Below are 15,153 nucleotides of genomic sequence, written 5' to 3'. Positions count from 1 at the left end.
TTTTCCATATCTTTCCCCCAAAAAAATACAAATTATATTTCAACTCCTATGAAAAAGTTAGCCCCCTGCTTTCAAAAAAGCTCGTTGTTCCAAGAGGGCACTGTTGACCTAATATTGATTAGGCTATATTAGCAGCAAGTTTAAATTTGTTAATAGCTAACATTTTGCGATTTACGGATTTGTTTACTGTGAACTATTTATTATAGCGTTTCCTAGTCTACTGAGGTACACCCAAATCTTGTTTACCAAGGTTAGTAGCTTTGAAAACGTACCTCACTAGGTTGGGAACCGCTATAGTGACAGTAAATACTTAGTATTCCCCTCAAATTACCTTGCCTAGCGCATTTGCACTTTTTACAAACAGTGCCTCCTTGAATTAACAACAATTTGGACTAACTTCAAAAACTTTAATTGTTTAATGCAACATGGGTGTAGCAATTTTTCGGACAAATCCGTGAACACGCTTCACAACCAATACAGTTTTCTGGAGAAGTAACTGCCATTACTTTCCGTTCAATTTCTTCATCATCTTCATCTTCTACAAATTCGCCTTCTTCATTGAGGGCTTTCAAACCTAGCACGTTGTACCCGCATACTTTAACGCATCTGCCACAGCCGATACATTTATCTTTGTCGATTTCTTGAGCAAATTTTGGTGTCCAAGCTTTACCGCCAAATGTCAAACCTGTTAGTTGCGCCATGAATAAATCCTCGGCATTTTTGCCTGTCAATCTGTTTGTGCATTAATCATCATATTATCCTAATCTTTTCTTTTTTTGTATTCAAAACTCACTTTCACATCATAAAAAATCGATGATTTTGAACACAATTATAAATCACTTTTTAAACTACAAATAGATGCAAATTATTGCCAACAATAATTGCTAATGCTTAAAATTATCTCGTTCTTCCGATCCGTATGGAAAGGCATTTATTGAGTCTCTGACTGCAAGCATTAACCCCTAATCAGCCACTCCCATGCAAGGCATAGAAAGGAGAGACTCACATCTTGCACCTAGCCCTAGCGATTAGAAATCGCGGCTATACAAACGAAGTCCGCCTGCGCGGACTAACACAAAACCAAGGCTTTTCAACCTGCGGAGGCAGGTTTTGTCTCGTGTAGCCGCGACTTCTAGTCGCCTGGTGCAAGATATAAGGAGACGCATAAATTACAGCTTTGAAATCTACCCTCGTCGGCAAAGCCTTATGTAAATGCAAGTATATTGATAAAAGTGATGATATTATTTTTCAAATACTTTTAGCTTTAAAGAAATAAATCTAGATAAACAGTATACATATATACAAAAACAAATGCTCATTAATTACATTTTGATATATGCAATATGTATTTTGCAAGGCAACAATTTGCAATTTAATTTGGTTCAACTATTTATATAAATGATGACAAAATAAATATTGTTTTTCCATTTAAATAAATATAATGGGTTTATGAAGGAAACATAATCAATTTATGAAGCAACTGTGATTTTTATGGCAGAATTCGATCGTGTCTTAAATATTAAAATTATTAATAAAGCAGATGAAATCCAATCGTATCAGCCTTAAATATGTTCTCAAAACACTTTATGCTTAAAGTTCAAATGCTCATCCAATACCTAATTAAATGAATATTAAGATATCTTTCTAAGCTCGGTACGAACAAATTAATCATTTTTTTCATGAAATGTATAGTTAATAAATAAGTTTTGTCCGGCTCGGTTTAAAAGCCTTAAATAGCTTCCGATTGGATGCAAAGTCAAAATATGGATGTGGGGAGTGAATATGGTGAGAATAATTTTTCTCGCCAGAAAGGTTATGTGGTAGCGAGTCATAAATGAAGAATCCAGAAGTCAGAATCCCGGAGTCAGAATCAGACCATAAAATCAACAATTTTGTGGGGGTCTTAAACCTATTTATTTATCTGCCAGCGATGCACTGAGCCGATCTTTGTGTCATACAGAATTAATTCTGTTAGCGGATAGCTAAGGTTTAGCCCTTTCTGAATTCTGAATTCTGACTCCTGAATTCTGTTTGATAGACAGGACTCATCCAGGGGAGACCTGAGACAGACATCTCAACGATTAGAGTGGGAAAAGAGCCTTATGCCTTATACAATTCCTAACAACAGTTGCGTTGGATGTGACAACTGCCGCCCCCAATGTCCTACGGGTGCAATCAGAATAGAGGACAATGAATATTGGGTTGATCCTGGTCTTTGTAATAATTGTGAAGGCTATTATTCAGAACCACAATGTGTAATAGCTTGTCCAACTAAGTCTCCCATTCCTTGGCAGTCTAAAAAGGGGAGATGCAAAGTGGAACCGAGAGATTCTACCAGTTTAGACTTGTTTTCTAACGGCAAGAATAATCCATTTGCTTCAGCGATCGCAATTTGGGAAGCTTGTAATGTACTAGGGCAACGCACATCGCTACATTGGGAAACCGATGAAGACGGGTATCTATGTTACAGCCGACAAGTCAATCAAGGTAAGGGTGCGATCGCCTTTCACATCCAAGATCCATTCAAAGTTAACGACAAGGCCACAGATATAGCAGCAATTGAGGCGCTTGATATCAGAGCCGCTTGCATACATCTGATTTTTGCAGCTTATGCTACAGCTTTAGATCAACCTTGGGAACAAGAATTTGCGATCGATGAGCGCCAAATCGAGAAATATTTGGGGATGGAGAAACGCAAAGATTTAAGCAAAGCTGCCAAGCTAGCTTTAATGAAAAATCTTGTTCAGCAAGCTTGCTCCCTAATTATCTCCATTGATTGGCCCCAACAAGGTCGAATTAACGGATTCTCTGTTACAAACAGCCGTTTATGGCACTTAGTAGATATTCAGCACCATTTTCAAGAAGACAATCTTGGATGCAAATATCTGATTGGGCTAACTTTTAAAATCAAAGCAGGCTTATGGGCGCAATATTTCTTAAACAAACAAGCATGTAAAGAGCGAACTGCATTCTATCAATACGGTAGTCTCCCTAAAACACTACTAACCACAGTTATGAGCATTTGGCAGCAACATGAAGGCGCAGTCCGATTAATGTTGTGGTTGCTGTTTAAAACCAAAATGGGCAAAGAACAACGCATCACCATTCCTACCTTGCTGCGGATTGCTTACGGTGAAGAAAAAGTTGCCCTTGCATCCAGACAACGGGAAGAACGCAAACGTCTGCTGCGAACCTTTGAAAGCGATTTGGAAATTCTCAATCACTATGGAATGAAGCCACTTTTTGATCCAGTTACTTACCCACCAGAAATTCAACCTTTGTGGGCGAAGTTAATCGATCTTCCCGAAGATCCAGATGAAGCATTAGAATTTTGGACTAACGACGGTGGTGCTGAAACTCGCCTCACAGACACAGGCCCCCGTGGTAAGTGGAATCTCTTAATGAATGCGCGGATTCTCGCTTTTGAACTCCCACCAGAATGGGAACAGCAAATATCAGAATCAGAAAAAAAGAAAACAAGAACTGCTAAAGCCAAAAGGAAGCCCAAAGCTACAAATGATTTACTGGGCGAACAGATTTTGCAGGCGCGAAAAAATTTGAATCTCTCCCAAAGAGAATTGGCAAAACTTACAGGTAAAAGCCAAAGCTGGATTCGAGATATCGAAAATGGTCGTTTAAAAGCCAAATTAGAAGACCAAATTCTGCTAAGGAAAGTTTTAAATATGGCTTCATCTTGATTGAGGATTAAGAATTTAAACGCAAAGGGACGCAGGGGAAAGTGCAGAGGTACACAGAGGTTTTATTACGATTTTTAGCAATCCTCTGCGTTACTTTGCGCTTCCCTTTGCGCCCCTTTGCGTTAAAAATCATTTCTATGTACTATAACTCATCACCTTATTAGAAGTAAGCCAAAGGCTACCTACAGCATATTTAGTAACTGTCAACTCTTGTGTGGCATTGCATGAACTCTTCAATTGTTGAGTCCTTGTTTCATCTTTTACGAGTTTCGCCTGGTAAGTGTAGAGAGAACCAGAAGGCTGTTCAAAACTCAATTCAGCTAGGATAGTATTATTATCTAAACTTTGCTCCAAAATTTTGCCTGCAACTTTGTAATTAAACCAATCCCATCCGTTATCAAGCATTAGTTCTCTTTCCAAAATTTGAAGTGCAGCAGGCAGAATTCCCCAGCCCCGATAAACTTTATGTAAGCATTGAATATCGCCAGTTCTAGTCAAAATCGATTTAAATGAATCTTGATCGAGACGACCATAGTATCTTCCTTCCGGCAAATCTATGATTGTTGGTGCAAACCGATGTCCACCAAAGTGCGATGATTTCCAAATTCGCACATTATCCAAGCAGAAATCAGCATTACTAGCTGTAACATGGAAGTAAAAAGGAGCGCCATATCTCGCACAGCACTTATCATGACTACCGTGGGTACAAACTAAAATATCTCTAATTGCACTAGTTTCTACCTCGGAATTGGAACTAATACCCCATAACCATTTTTGCACAACTGCTGCTACTTGCTCAATATTTTCTAGCTTAAACTCTTGCTTATGGTATCCATTACTTAGTCTCTCTTTCTTTTGATAAATCAACAGCGTAGTGTGATTTACTTTGTGTGAGACATCATTAGCAATTAAAAGAAATCTAATCGGTAGTTTAGCACGCTTCACTTCCTCTACCAAAACCCTCAAGTTCTGGGGAACCCATTTGGAATTAAAGGCTTCTGATGTCCAAGGTAAAGGACACTCAACTAAAATATAAGTTTGATAATTAGTGGCGCTACCAATAACATCTTCTCCTACTTGCCGTGACTCATCAGAACAAAAAAAAGTATTCATCTCGCTGTACTCATTAGCGTATTTTTTGGACAAAAGGTATTACAAAATACATTTGTGTTCTTAGCTACAATATCCTTGGCTAAAGGAGATAAAAAAGAACAATATTCATTTCCCAGTTAAAACTAGGTAGCCACTTTATAACATCATTATTGATCGAGGTATTTCCGGTTAATAAATTCTCCACAATAAAGATAAATAGTGTCAAGATAGATTTTTCCGTATGAGCGACGTTAATTTTGTATCTAGTTTTATTGTTATTTGGTATTTTATAAATTTTCATTTGCTGAAACTCAACTTTTCTGAACTTGCTTTCTTTGGTAAAATCAAATATATTAACCCTTATATATAGGCACAAAGCTACTTTGAAAGTTACTAAGGGTTAACTTGCTGATAATATCAATGTAGCTGATACTACAATTTAAAATATTGCTAGCAGCAAGATACTTATTTAAAGTTTTGGTGAAGTGATTTACATAGCTAGTTACCCATCCTGTTTTTACATATAAAAATATAATTTTTTGTTTTTCTTGTAAGAAACATATTCCTAAAGATAGATGTGGAAGCAGTCAATACAAGTTTATAAGTCTTTTTGCTCTATCCATTTATACATATTGCAAATTATTCTCAATTAAACTGGAAAAATAAAAACAATTAAACTAGGGATAAATGCTTTAATGTTCTGTATTTTATGCACTAAAACTTAATGTTCAAAGTTAGTGACTAATTATTGCCTGCGTCACTGACATCAACATTAACGAACCTGTTATTTACCCTTTTATTTAATCTAACTTCCTGAAACGTATGTCAGGGTTTGATTATATTCCTCTACTTTGACTGTAACTGAACTCAATAATAAATGCAAGTATTTGAGAATCTTTGTAATTTTATCCTCGTTTGTTGCCTCTGGATAGTTGACTAAATCAAGGTAAATGGGCATTTTATAGTGGAGATAGCTCCCTTGAGGAAGCATTGATTCTTTCAATACAATAGATAAAATTTCGCAATTGTGACAAATTGTTGCCAGTAGGGTAATCCGAATATCTGTGTCTATGGCGATCGCATATTTCTACTTCCATGCAGAATTGAATCATTTTTTACCACGGCATCACAAGCAGGTGAAAATCCCTCATTTTTTTGAGGAGAAAGCCTCAATTAAGGACATGATCGAGTCATTAGGTGTCCCTCATCCAGAAATTGATTTTATAAATGTTAATGGTGAATATGTAAATTTTTCTTACATAGTTTCGGATGGCGATACTATCAACGTTTATCCAATTTCAGCTAGGGATGTTATTATACCAAGCATTTCTGTTTTGCCAACACCGCTTAGTACTATTCGTTTTGTTGTAGATATCCATTTGGGGAAGCTTGCGACATCTCTACGACTTTTAGGTTTTGATACTTTATACCGCAATGACTACGAGGATGAGAAATTAGCCCAAATATCCTCTAGTCAAGGGCGGATTCTGTTGACTCGTGATAAGGGTCTATTAATGCGTAGTTTGGTAACGCATGGGTATTATGTTAGAAATACTAACCCTCAACAACAAATCGTAGAAGTACTGCACCGCTTCGACTTATTTAAATTGATTGCACCATTTAAACGGTGTTTGCGGTGCAATGGATTATTAGAATCTGTAGATAAACAATCCATTATTGAACAAGTACCAGAAAAGGTGCGATCGCAGATTGATGTATTCCAGCGTTGCCAAGACTGCGATCGCATTTATTGGAAAGGTTCGCATTATGAACGATTGCAACAATTTATTGATGGGGTACTTGAATTAAGAACAGGTGAGTAAAGCAATAATATTTATAAGTCCAATTGCAAGCTGCTTGCAACGGGAGTGTTAGCAAAATCACCTACATGCTCTGGGCTTCCCTCTTCGCCTTCAAAAGCATTCTTAATGGGATCATCCTCGATCTGTCCGCTAACTTCTTCCGGCTCAAGGGGAGCCGCCTCATTACCCTGATCGAGATTGATAGAGCGAGGAGGTTCTTTGGCGTGAGACAAATCAATTAGTGGTTTTGGTTGCTCGGTAGTCATAAGTTGCTAAATAACGTAGTTTTCTTTAGTGTTGAATTTATTTTGCTTTCAAACATCTTTCTTGAGAATGAAACTACGTATGATAATGATGTATAAGAAGCAGAAAAAACTATGACATTAATTTTAACTCTCGATTTTGGCGAAACTAAACTAGCAGCAGCGTTAGTAAACAAATGCTAGTACTGGCTTGGAAATTATGCGATCGCTCATTTACTCACTGCTAGAATACACAAAACCTGCTGCGATTTATGAGTCTCGTGTAGAAATTAACATTCTGAGCGATATTGAAGAAGAATTCAGAAGTCAGAATTCAGGAGTCAGAATGAATGAGTGGGGGATTCAGACCCACCACTCGATTCTTGCACCACTAAATCTCCGATTTAGTGGGGGAGCAAAAACGCCGTTTATTCATCCGCCACTCGCACAGAATTCAATTCTGAATTCTGGCTCCTGACTCCTGAATTCTGTTCGTTAAAATATTTTTTCTTATTTCAAGCTACTATTTCTGCTGAATACCCTGGCGAAACTCTCTAATAGCTTCCAAAGGAGACGATAACAAAAGACAACGATTGAGCAGGGATAAATCTAATTCTGCTAATAGCTCACTTTTAACAACTTTCTCATATTCTTGTTCCCGTAAGCAGTAGACTTCAACTGTGCCGTCTTCCCAAAACCAAACTTCTGGAACTCCCATTAATTTGTACTTCTGTAACTTGATGGGACTACCGCTAGTAATCACTACTTCAATGCACAAATCTGGTACAGGTTTGTCCGTTCCAAAGCAATAAGATAAATCTGCTTGATATTCTACTATCTCAGGAATAACCTGGCTAAAACTCCCACTGGGAAAAAATTCAATGCCCTGTTCCACAAAATACTGCCCCAAGAGCAAACCAATTAAACATTTAATTGCCTCATGAGGCTTGCTAATACTCACAATTTCTAAAATTCCCTCACAATAAAACAACCGCACCCCTGGTATATTTTCAAAGCTAGCTTGAATTGCTTTAAACTGTTCCCAACTTAATCCACGTTTGAAGAAGTGTTGTTCTTCTGGGAAGTTAACAGCATTTTCTAACGTTTGAGTCATAATATTTTTCACTCTCGCAGTTAGTACTTACGAAATTTATCTTATTTCCATCCTAAATCAAAACCAAATTATCCCGATGAATGACTGTTTCCACACCCGCATATCCTAAAATTGTGGGAATTTCTCGTGAATGACAGCCGCGAATCTTTTGTAGATCATTGCTGTTGTAATTTACAAGTCCTCTAGCAATTTCGTTACCGTTGCTGTCACACAATTGCACTGCATCTTGCGTGTCAAATTCTCCTTCTACTAGCTTAATTCCAGCAGCTAATAACGATTTTCCGCCTAGAGAGATTGCCGCGATCGCACCTTCATCTAAATACAATTTACCCGCAGGTAAAAGTCCGTAAGCTATCCAACGTTTACGCGCCGAAGTTGGTTCAGGTTGGGGTTCAAAATGCGTCCCAATCAGTTCACCTTGGATAATTTTTTCTATATTCTGGGGAAATCGCCCTTGAGTAATTACAGTCCGCACTCCCGCCGCGATCGCAATTCTGGCCGCCGAAATCTTTGTCACCATTCCACCAGTACCCCACCGAGAACCTTGGGAACCTATTTGTAATTGAGCTAATTCTTTAATGCTACTAACTAAAGCGATCGGTCGCGCATCTGGCACGGAACGGGGATCGGCTGAGTATAGTCTATCGACATCGGTAAGCAAAAATAGCCAATCTGCTTCTACTAAGCTGGCGACCAATGCCGAAAGGGTATCATTATCACCAAATTTAAGTTCGTCTATTGCTACGGTATCATTTTCATTAACTATGGGGATCACTCCCAGTCCCAGTAATTCCTGAAAAGTATTGTAGGCGTTGAGATAACGGCTGCGCTGTACTAAGTCACTACGAGTAAGTAATACTTGAGCGATCGCTTGTTGCAGTGTAGTAAAAAAATCATCGTAGATACGGATTAACCTACCTTGTCCAACTGCTGCTACAGCTTGTTTTAGTGCGATCGCTTTCGGACGTTCAGTTAAGCCCAACCGCGCACAACCCACGCCCACAGCGCCAGAAGAAACCAAAATTACCCGGTGTCCCTGGCTTCTCAAATGGCAAAGTGTCTCCGCCAAGGTAGCGATGGTAGAAAGTGCTAATTGTCCCGTTTCTGGTTGAGTAAGGCTAGAAGTACCGATTTTGACAACAATTGTTTTAGTCATTAGTCATTGGTCATTAGTCATTGGTCAATAGTCATTGGTCATTAGTCATCGGTCATTAGTAACTAACGAATGACAACGGACAAATGACAAAGGACAAATGACTAAAGAAATTGTAAAGCGCCAATCCCTCTATAGTGAAGGTTGACGCTTTACGGGAGTATATTTACTTAGTATGAGTTAGGGTCTTTTTTGGCTGACCCCATGTTATTAATACTTATGATCCCCGATTTCTTGCTTCCAGTAAGATTCCTTAAGCATTTCTTTAGATTTACTTTCCTGACGATTTCTTAACTTTTATGAATCTTACTTTTCTTAGGGGTAATAGAGGCTCCTAAGATTTCAGATATCCAAACTTCAAAGTTGCGGACGGGATGAGAGCGCAGGGCTGCGTCTGCATGGACAATCGGTTCAACTAAAATGGTAAACATCCCCAGGCGATTACCTGCTATGACATCGGTAAATAAGCGATCGCCTACCATTCCCACTTGATGTACTGGTAAATCCATTGCCCTGACTGCTGCCCTAATTTTACGTCGGGAAGGCTTGGCTGCACCCAAATAGTAAGGCAAGTTGAGCGATCGCGCAATTCCACCAATTCGCGCTTCACTCAAGTTGTTACTCACCAAACACAATGCAGTACAGGTGCGAATTTGCTCCACCCACTCTCGTAGTTCTGGGGAAGCCATCCCGACTGTAAAGGGTACTAAGGTTTCGTCTACATCCAACACCAGCCCCTTAAGCCCGTATTTTTGGATAATATCTGGTGTTAGATTCAACACGGAACCTTCTAAAATCAAGTCAGGTTGCAAAAGGTTGTTCCAGGCCATAGTCACCAGTCAAATTTAAATAGCTCAGACAAATGAGCATAACCCAATATAGTTTAGTTAGTCTAACTCCATCTTGGAATATCTCCCTGAACATTTTGAGATAAAATACCTAAAATTTTATCTATCTGTTGGATGTAATATAGCAATCCGATTTGATTTTTTAAATTACTTGCGTAGTCAGTGAACAGGGAAGAAGGAATAAAAGGTACGGAATTTTGTTCAACAATCAAATAGGAGTACTATAATTATTAAAATTCAATTTCAAAAACTTACAAAAATTCCCCTTTTCCACTGGATCATAAATTTTCATAATTTCATTTACTACCTGTTTATTAAACAGCTTTACTGCCAACATTACCGTTAAATGTCAATTCGTTATTAACCTAGCAGCGCTTGAGATTCGTTATGTTGGAAACGGGAAAATAGCAATATTTAATATTAAGATAGAATTTCTATAAATAGCCAAAATGTGTTAGTATTCAGGAAAAAGATTAAAATAAATTTATCGAATATAATTCTGACTTCTGACTTCTGACTCCTTCTTCAATGCTACTCTCGGAGATCAGCAGACAGAATATAGTATAGAGCGACAATGCAAAAACTCCTTTTTAATGACAGAGATAGATTTAGAGCGCAGGCCCTATTTCTTGGTGAAGATATTAACTTAAAGACTTTGGAGAATTACATTTGCTTGGCGACTATGCCAGTAATGGTTACAGTCGGTGAACACGGCTGTGCGGTACTGCTGGACTATGGTGCAGTCGTTCTGTTTAATCTTCAGCCTGCACAAAAGGTAGACTTCTTGACCAAACTATCCTCTCAAGTTAGTGACTCTTTTGCCGAGCCGGAAACAGAAGAGGTAGAAGTTCATCTCAACATTGCAGAAAGTGAGAGAGTTAAAGAAGGAAAAATTTTGTTACATGAATTTAGTGTAGAACGCTTGCAAATAGTGGCTGATATCCTCGCTAAAAGCGTTGTGTTGTCTCATTATGAAACTAGTTTAGCAAGTGTATTCGATCAAATAGAACCATTTGCAGCTAGTCTCCAGCGTGAAAACAGAGGAAGAAAGCAAAGTAGGGAATTACTGCGTCAACTTGGGACTACACTGTTAGTTCAACATAAAATTGTGGGTCGAGTAGAGATTATTGATAAGCCGGAATTGCTTTGGGAATCCCCACAGCTAGAAAACTTATATCTTCGCTTGGAAGATGAATACGAAATCCGTGAGCGTCACAATGCTCTGGAACGTAAACTAGAGCTAATTACCCAAACTGCCCAAACAGTGCTAGAGTTCATGCAGCATAGCAGTAGCCAGCGAGTAGAGTGGTATGTGGTGATTTTGATTGTGGTGGAGATTCTGCTATCACTGTACGACATCATTTTCAAAGGCTAACGCTCAATTTGGAGACAGTAAGAATTACTGCTTTTTTGAGCAGCAGCCCTGAGTCGGACGATCGCAGCCAACACTGCAAAATTCTATGCTTTTTTTAGGCTCTTAAACAACACCAATTATCCCAGTTTTGATATCAATGTTTCACTGATTCCACATTTAACAGGATATGGCAAAAGGTTTAAGTAAATTTTGATTAAAATGAAAATTCAAAATGAAAATGTAACATTTTGAATTTTGAATTTTATTCTACTTCATTAAAAAGATGTTCCTCTAACAGAGGTTGCACTTGGCGAAACTCTTCTGGAGAAAGTAATTCAGGTTCACCTGTTTTCGTTATCCGTGCAAAAAACAACAGAGGATCGAGGGGTGTATAAATTGCATACTCCTGATCTTCATCATAGAAGCTAGCAAGTAGCTGTAATTGCTCTGGATCTAAATCTGCCTCTTCATCTTCAATTTCTAAGGTGAAGAGTTCTGATTCTTCAACTGGCGGTAAATCACCTGCAACCGTCAAAGCATAAGCTGTGTTTTTCAATACCAGATTCTGCTCAGATAGTACAGCTTGAGCAGTGGCAAAAATTTGCTCAATGATGTTGTCGTCTTCTACCAGAACTGCTTCTTCTTCCTCATCGTCACCTTCCCAAGAAAAAATCTCTACAGGTGAGTCTACAGGAAGAAGTAAAACGTATTCTTGTCCATCTACCTCAAGGGAATGCTCTACATAACAGTCGAGCGATCGCCCTTTATCATCGGTTAAAGTGATGGAACCCGCATGAGCATTATCATTTTCTTCAGGAAATGGAGGGGAAAACATAGCCGAAATGTAAAAATTTAATAAATATCAGCAAGTTTGGAAATCGCTTAACTATTTAATGACATATTGTGTCAACGAAATAGTTTTACACGTAGATACAACTGCTGGTTAACCGTTTTCAGAATATCATGTTAAAAGGTATCAATATTCAATAGCCGTAACTGAACTACGGGAACTAGCACGCTTAACATCCAGCCATTGTTGCAAGATTAGAGCGGCTGCCTTCCGGTCAATCAAACCTTTATGGCGTGACGGGGAGCGGTTCTCAGCTATCAGCAGTTGCTCTGCTTGAAATGAAGTTAATCGCTCATCCACATATTCCACAGGCAGTTTCAGCGCTTTAGTAAGTCTTGTAGTAAATTTTTGAACTTGACGCGCCTGAAATCCTATTGAGCCATCCATTGAATAAGGTAAGCCCATAACTAGGATTTGCACCTCGCGTTCATTAACTATTTGCCGGATTTGCTCAACATCCTCCTCAAAAGATGTGCGCTCAATTGTGGTGATCCCAGTGGCAATTAAACCTGTGCGATCGCACCCAGCCACACCAATCCGCTTGCGACCAAAATCTAGCCCCAACGCTGAAATAAACGGTTTTGGCTGCTCCTGGGATATCACTGATTCTCCTGCTCTGCATCTACTGATTCCGTAATCGGCGATGCTTCTGTACTAGGGTTTTTTACCGGAAAGTTAATCGGTTCTGACTTGATTGGCAGTGGTTTATCTGAGGATGGCAGCTTTCCTGGTTGTATCCATGACATTCCACCTGGTATAGGTTTACGTGCTGGTTGTAAACCTTGCAGCATATCAGTCCACTGAATACCTTCTAGGGAGACAAATTTAGACTCCCGTAACTTGTGCCACACAGAACGAGACATCACTAATGTATGTTCTATCCGTTTTGCTCCAATTCGCTCTAAATACTCTTCTCGCTCTGCCTGATAGTCAGAGGAAGCTAGTTGTAAACCTTGCTGCGGAAAATCTTGGGCAATCCGAGCCAGTTGAGATAACAATTCTGGATAAAGCCAAGTGTAAGCAGGATGAACCGTCAACGTTGCCGCGTGGGGAACTTCGCCCTTTCGGTCAAGTTGCACCTGAAAATAGCCGATCGCAGCTTTGCGTTGTGGTTCAAATACGTAACCACTGACTACTTCTGTTTTAGTCAACCATTGCTTCACAGCATCAGTTAAAGCGCCAAACAAGCTGGTTTTAAAGTCGCGGGTATTTCTGTCAAAAACCTGACGTACCAGGGGTGGCATAGATGCCGTATCTAGTTGATATAGCAACTGAGCATCAGCATTACTCACTGGCAAAAGGTTGGGTAAATCTGGCTCTGCTTGTGCCAATTCAGCGAGTAATTCTGGCCCAATTTCCCAGTATGTCATTTCTGCCAGACGTTGGAATCCATTTTGTCGATATAGTGCCAGCGCCTCAATATCGTTGATGTTAACTTCTAGTAGCCAAGTCCGAGCTTCCAAAATGGATTCAAAGCAATGGCGCAAAAGTTGCGAACCGGTTCCTTGTTTATCGATACCACGCTCTAACAACACTTGATCGATGCGCCAAGTGCTGCGTGTCCGGTTAAAGGGTGACACTTGAATCATTCCTAGAAGCATCCGCCCTTGCTCTGCGACATAAGCACAGAGGCGATACTGAAGCGGGTTAGGGAACCAACTCAAAAACTTGAGTAATCCATACCAGCGACGCAGCATGAGCATCTGGCTGATGGCAAAACCTGCTCCTTGGGGAGTAAGGGCTGCGAATGACTCTTGAGTTATGCGCTCAATTCCGTCCAGATCCCGGTATTGGACTGGTCGAATAACAACGCTGAGGTTTCTGGGAAGTAATGAAGTCATTTTTATTCGAGCCGCTATTTAGCCTTAACTAACTGCTCTTTAAAGGAACTGCTGCAATAATATTAACTGCTTTTTGCCCTTTACTATTGCGCCAAAAGGGTGATTTTAGTCACTCAATACTTAAAAAAAGCAGAAAAAGCAGACATTATGAGCATACCATTGGCATTAACTCAACAACATCTGCCTTTATTTTATTGGAATTTTGATTAAAATTTGTATATATTTACAGCCCTTGTCGAGAAACTAGCTTTTCAAAGTGGGCTTGGGTTTGATGGAGTAATTGCTGGCGACTATCTACCAGTGTTTGTTTCAGGGATGGAACAAGATTGCGAGCTTGCAGAGTCATGTGAAGTTGCAGGTTGGCGACATATTCACTGAAATCTTGATTCACTTCATCTGCGCCCGCATCTGTTAATAAATTTGATTCCATTGCCACTGTGTTCTCCTGTGTTAATCCTATTCTGTTTCTCTTCATGACAAAAAATTATCATGTTGCTTGGACTAACTTCTTAATTTGCAATGAAGTTTAACGCTTCTTAGAGATAGCGTGCCCATTAAAATCTCAAACCAACACCACCTTGTACAGAGATAGCTGTACCACCGCTATCACGGTAGGCATCAAAAGCAATGATGGCATTGCCAAAAAGCACAGTATTGCTATTTGGGATCATATAATCAATACCCGGTTGTAAAGCAAAACTGATTTTATCGCCCACAGGAGAAGATCCACCACCACCAGCCAACACTAACCCAGCACCCAGGTACGCATCAGCTTGCCAGTTAAGGGGAAAATCGTAAGAAACCGTTGGTACAATTGCCGTATTACTACCAATTAACACTTGGGCCCGCAGTGAAAGCGGTGCTTCCAAAAGCTTGTAGCGCCCAGCTATTACTCCCCCAAATTGGATACCGTCAGTAAAACCAACAGTGGGGCCTATACCTATATAACTGCCATAAGCTACTTGAGCTTGTGCTGGTTTAGTAGTCGCCAGACTCAAGACCAAGCTAGCCCCCAAAACTGAAACCAAATATGGAATATACTTCATAATCGACTCCTCACACCAATTAGTCATTAGTTATTTGTCATTTGTCATTTGTCATTTGTCATTTGTCATTGGGCATCGGTTATTGTCTTTGTCCCCTTGTCTCCCTCATCCTC

Annotated in this window: 15 protein-coding genes; 4 read left to right on the top strand and 11 right to left on the bottom strand. The window is 39.5% G+C overall.

Annotated features, from left to right (window positions below; all coding sequences use genetic code 11):
• Positions 1-407 precede the first annotated feature (407 nt).
• Positions 408-701, bottom strand: a complete 294-nt coding sequence (gene fdxB / locus VB732_RS02450; protein ID WP_190730863.1) for a ferredoxin III, nif-specific — start codon at positions 699-701, stop codon at positions 408-410.
• A 1,401-nt stretch (positions 702-2,102) separates the two neighbouring features.
• Between fdxB and VB732_RS02445 the strand changes: the two genes are divergently transcribed.
• Entirely contained in the window at positions 2,103-3,698 is a 1,596-nt protein-coding gene (locus tag VB732_RS02445; protein WP_323229219.1) for a helix-turn-helix domain-containing protein, read from the top strand.
• A gap of 135 nt (positions 3,699-3,833) precedes the next feature.
• On the opposite strand, the gene VB732_RS02440 is transcribed toward VB732_RS02445, so the two are convergent.
• Entirely contained in the window at positions 3,834-4,811 is a 978-nt protein-coding gene (locus VB732_RS02440; protein WP_323229218.1) for a sucrase ferredoxin, read from the bottom strand.
• 1,049 nt (positions 4,812-5,860) lie between these two features.
• Here VB732_RS02440 and VB732_RS02435 point away from each other — a divergent pair.
• Positions 5,861-6,613 carry a Mut7-C RNAse domain-containing protein gene (locus VB732_RS02435; protein ID WP_323229400.1) on the top strand — a complete coding sequence of 251 codons (753 nt, stop codon included), beginning with the start codon at positions 5,861-5,863 and terminating at the stop codon, positions 6,611-6,613.
• An 11-nt stretch (positions 6,614-6,624) separates the two neighbouring features.
• Here the strand turns inward: VB732_RS02435 and VB732_RS02430 are convergent, their stop codons facing one another.
• Positions 6,625-6,858, bottom strand: a complete 234-nt coding sequence (locus tag VB732_RS02430; protein ID WP_323229217.1) for a hypothetical protein — start codon at positions 6,856-6,858, stop codon at positions 6,625-6,627.
• Positions 6,859-7,054: 196 nt separating this feature from the next.
• Between VB732_RS02430 and VB732_RS02425 the strand changes: the two genes are divergently transcribed.
• A complete protein-coding gene (locus VB732_RS02425) occupies positions 7,055-7,312 on the top strand; it encodes a hypothetical protein (protein WP_323229216.1) in 258 nt (85 codons plus the stop codon).
• Between the two features lie 45 nt (positions 7,313-7,357).
• Here VB732_RS02425 and VB732_RS02420 read toward each other — a convergent pair whose 3' ends face one another.
• The 3 genes from VB732_RS02420 to VB732_RS02410 all read right to left on the bottom strand — a co-directional run bounded on the left by VB732_RS02420 (position 7,358) and on the right by VB732_RS02410 (position 9,931).
• The gene (locus VB732_RS02420) at positions 7,358-7,948 is read right to left on the bottom strand and encodes a Uma2 family endonuclease (protein WP_323229215.1); all 591 of its coding nucleotides are present in this window, start codon (positions 7,946-7,948) and stop codon (positions 7,358-7,360) included.
• A 52-nt stretch (positions 7,949-8,000) separates the two neighbouring features.
• Positions 8,001-9,104 (bottom strand): glutamate 5-kinase, encoded by a 1,104-nt coding sequence (gene proB, locus VB732_RS02415; RefSeq protein WP_323229214.1) that lies wholly within the window; start codon positions 9,102-9,104, stop codon positions 8,001-8,003.
• A gap of 287 nt (positions 9,105-9,391) precedes the next feature.
• Positions 9,392-9,931 carry a YqeG family HAD IIIA-type phosphatase gene (locus tag VB732_RS02410; RefSeq protein WP_323229213.1) on the bottom strand — a complete coding sequence of 180 codons (540 nt, stop codon included), beginning with the start codon at positions 9,929-9,931 and terminating at the stop codon, positions 9,392-9,394.
• A gap of 592 nt (positions 9,932-10,523) precedes the next feature.
• On the opposite strand from VB732_RS02410, the gene VB732_RS02405 reads away from it, so the two are divergent.
• Positions 10,524-11,324, top strand: coding sequence for an RMD1 family protein (locus VB732_RS02405; protein ID WP_323229212.1), 801 nt, complete (start codon positions 10,524-10,526; stop codon positions 11,322-11,324).
• Between the two features lie 241 nt (positions 11,325-11,565).
• On the opposite strand, the gene VB732_RS02400 is transcribed toward VB732_RS02405, so the two are convergent.
• The 5 genes from VB732_RS02400 to VB732_RS02380 all read right to left on the bottom strand — a co-directional run bounded on the left by VB732_RS02400 (position 11,566) and on the right by VB732_RS02380 (position 15,040).
• On the bottom strand, positions 11,566-12,138 hold the full coding sequence (locus VB732_RS02400; RefSeq protein WP_323229211.1) for a DUF3727 domain-containing protein: 573 nt from the start codon (positions 12,136-12,138) through the stop codon (positions 11,566-11,568).
• A gap of 141 nt (positions 12,139-12,279) precedes the next feature.
• Positions 12,280-12,756, bottom strand: coding sequence for a Holliday junction resolvase RuvX (gene ruvX / locus VB732_RS02395; protein ID WP_323229210.1), 477 nt, complete (start codon positions 12,754-12,756; stop codon positions 12,280-12,282).
• A complete protein-coding gene (locus tag VB732_RS02390) occupies positions 12,753-13,994 on the bottom strand; it encodes a GNAT family N-acetyltransferase (protein ID WP_323229209.1) in 1,242 nt (413 codons plus the stop codon). Before VB732_RS02390 ends, ruvX begins: the two co-directional genes overlap by 4 nt.
• Before the next feature lie 223 nt (positions 13,995-14,217).
• Positions 14,218-14,424, bottom strand: coding sequence for a hypothetical protein (locus tag VB732_RS02385; protein ID WP_012407131.1), 207 nt, complete (start codon positions 14,422-14,424; stop codon positions 14,218-14,220).
• Between the two features lie 124 nt (positions 14,425-14,548).
• The gene (locus VB732_RS02380) at positions 14,549-15,040 is read right to left on the bottom strand and encodes a hypothetical protein (RefSeq protein ID WP_323229399.1); all 492 of its coding nucleotides are present in this window, start codon (positions 15,038-15,040) and stop codon (positions 14,549-14,551) included.
• Between the last annotated feature and the right edge of the window lie 113 nt (positions 15,041-15,153).

Source organism: Nostoc sp. UHCC 0252, assembly GCF_034931145.1.
Classification (GTDB): Bacteria; Cyanobacteriota; Cyanobacteriia; order Cyanobacteriales; family Nostocaceae; genus Nostoc.
The sequence above is the reverse complement of the archived record's forward strand: the minus strand, read 5'-3'. Positions and strand labels throughout refer to the sequence as shown.

Bases quoted from the DNA above. Each gene is read 5' to 3' on its own strand.
- VB732_RS02380 (WP_323229399.1), bottom strand. From the start codon at position 15,040: ATGAAGTATATTCCATATTTGGTTTCAGTTTTGGGGGCTAGCTTGGTC.
- VB732_RS02390 (WP_323229209.1), bottom strand. From the start codon at position 13,994: ATGACTTCATTACTTCCCAGAAACCTCAGCGTTGTTATTCGACCAGTC.
- VB732_RS02435 (WP_323229400.1), top strand. From the start codon at position 5,861: ATGGCGATCGCATATTTCTACTTCCATGCAGAATTGAATCATTTTTTA.
- VB732_RS02420 (WP_323229215.1), bottom strand. From the start codon at position 7,948: ATGACTCAAACGTTAGAAAATGCTGTTAACTTCCCAGAAGAACAACAC.
- VB732_RS02385 (WP_012407131.1), bottom strand. From the start codon at position 14,424: ATGGAATCAAATTTATTAACAGATGCGGGCGCAGATGAAGTGAATCAA.
- VB732_RS02440 (WP_323229218.1), bottom strand. From the start codon at position 4,811: ATGAATACTTTTTTTTGTTCTGATGAGTCACGGCAAGTAGGAGAAGAT.
- VB732_RS02410 (WP_323229213.1), bottom strand. From the start codon at position 9,931: ATGGCCTGGAACAACCTTTTGCAACCTGACTTGATTTTAGAAGGTTCC.
- VB732_RS02400 (WP_323229211.1), bottom strand. From the start codon at position 12,138: ATGTTTTCCCCTCCATTTCCTGAAGAAAATGATAATGCTCATGCGGGT.
- VB732_RS02405 (WP_323229212.1), top strand. From the start codon at position 10,524: ATGCAAAAACTCCTTTTTAATGACAGAGATAGATTTAGAGCGCAGGCC.
- fdxB (WP_190730863.1), bottom strand. From the start codon at position 701: ATGGCGCAACTAACAGGTTTGACATTTGGCGGTAAAGCTTGGACACCA.
- VB732_RS02430 (WP_323229217.1), bottom strand. From the start codon at position 6,858: ATGACTACCGAGCAACCAAAACCACTAATTGATTTGTCTCACGCCAAA.
- VB732_RS02425 (WP_323229216.1), top strand. From the start codon at position 7,055: ATGCGATCGCTCATTTACTCACTGCTAGAATACACAAAACCTGCTGCG.
- VB732_RS02445 (WP_323229219.1), top strand. From the start codon at position 2,103: ATGCCTTATACAATTCCTAACAACAGTTGCGTTGGATGTGACAACTGC.
- proB (WP_323229214.1), bottom strand. From the start codon at position 9,104: ATGACTAAAACAATTGTTGTCAAAATCGGTACTTCTAGCCTTACTCAA.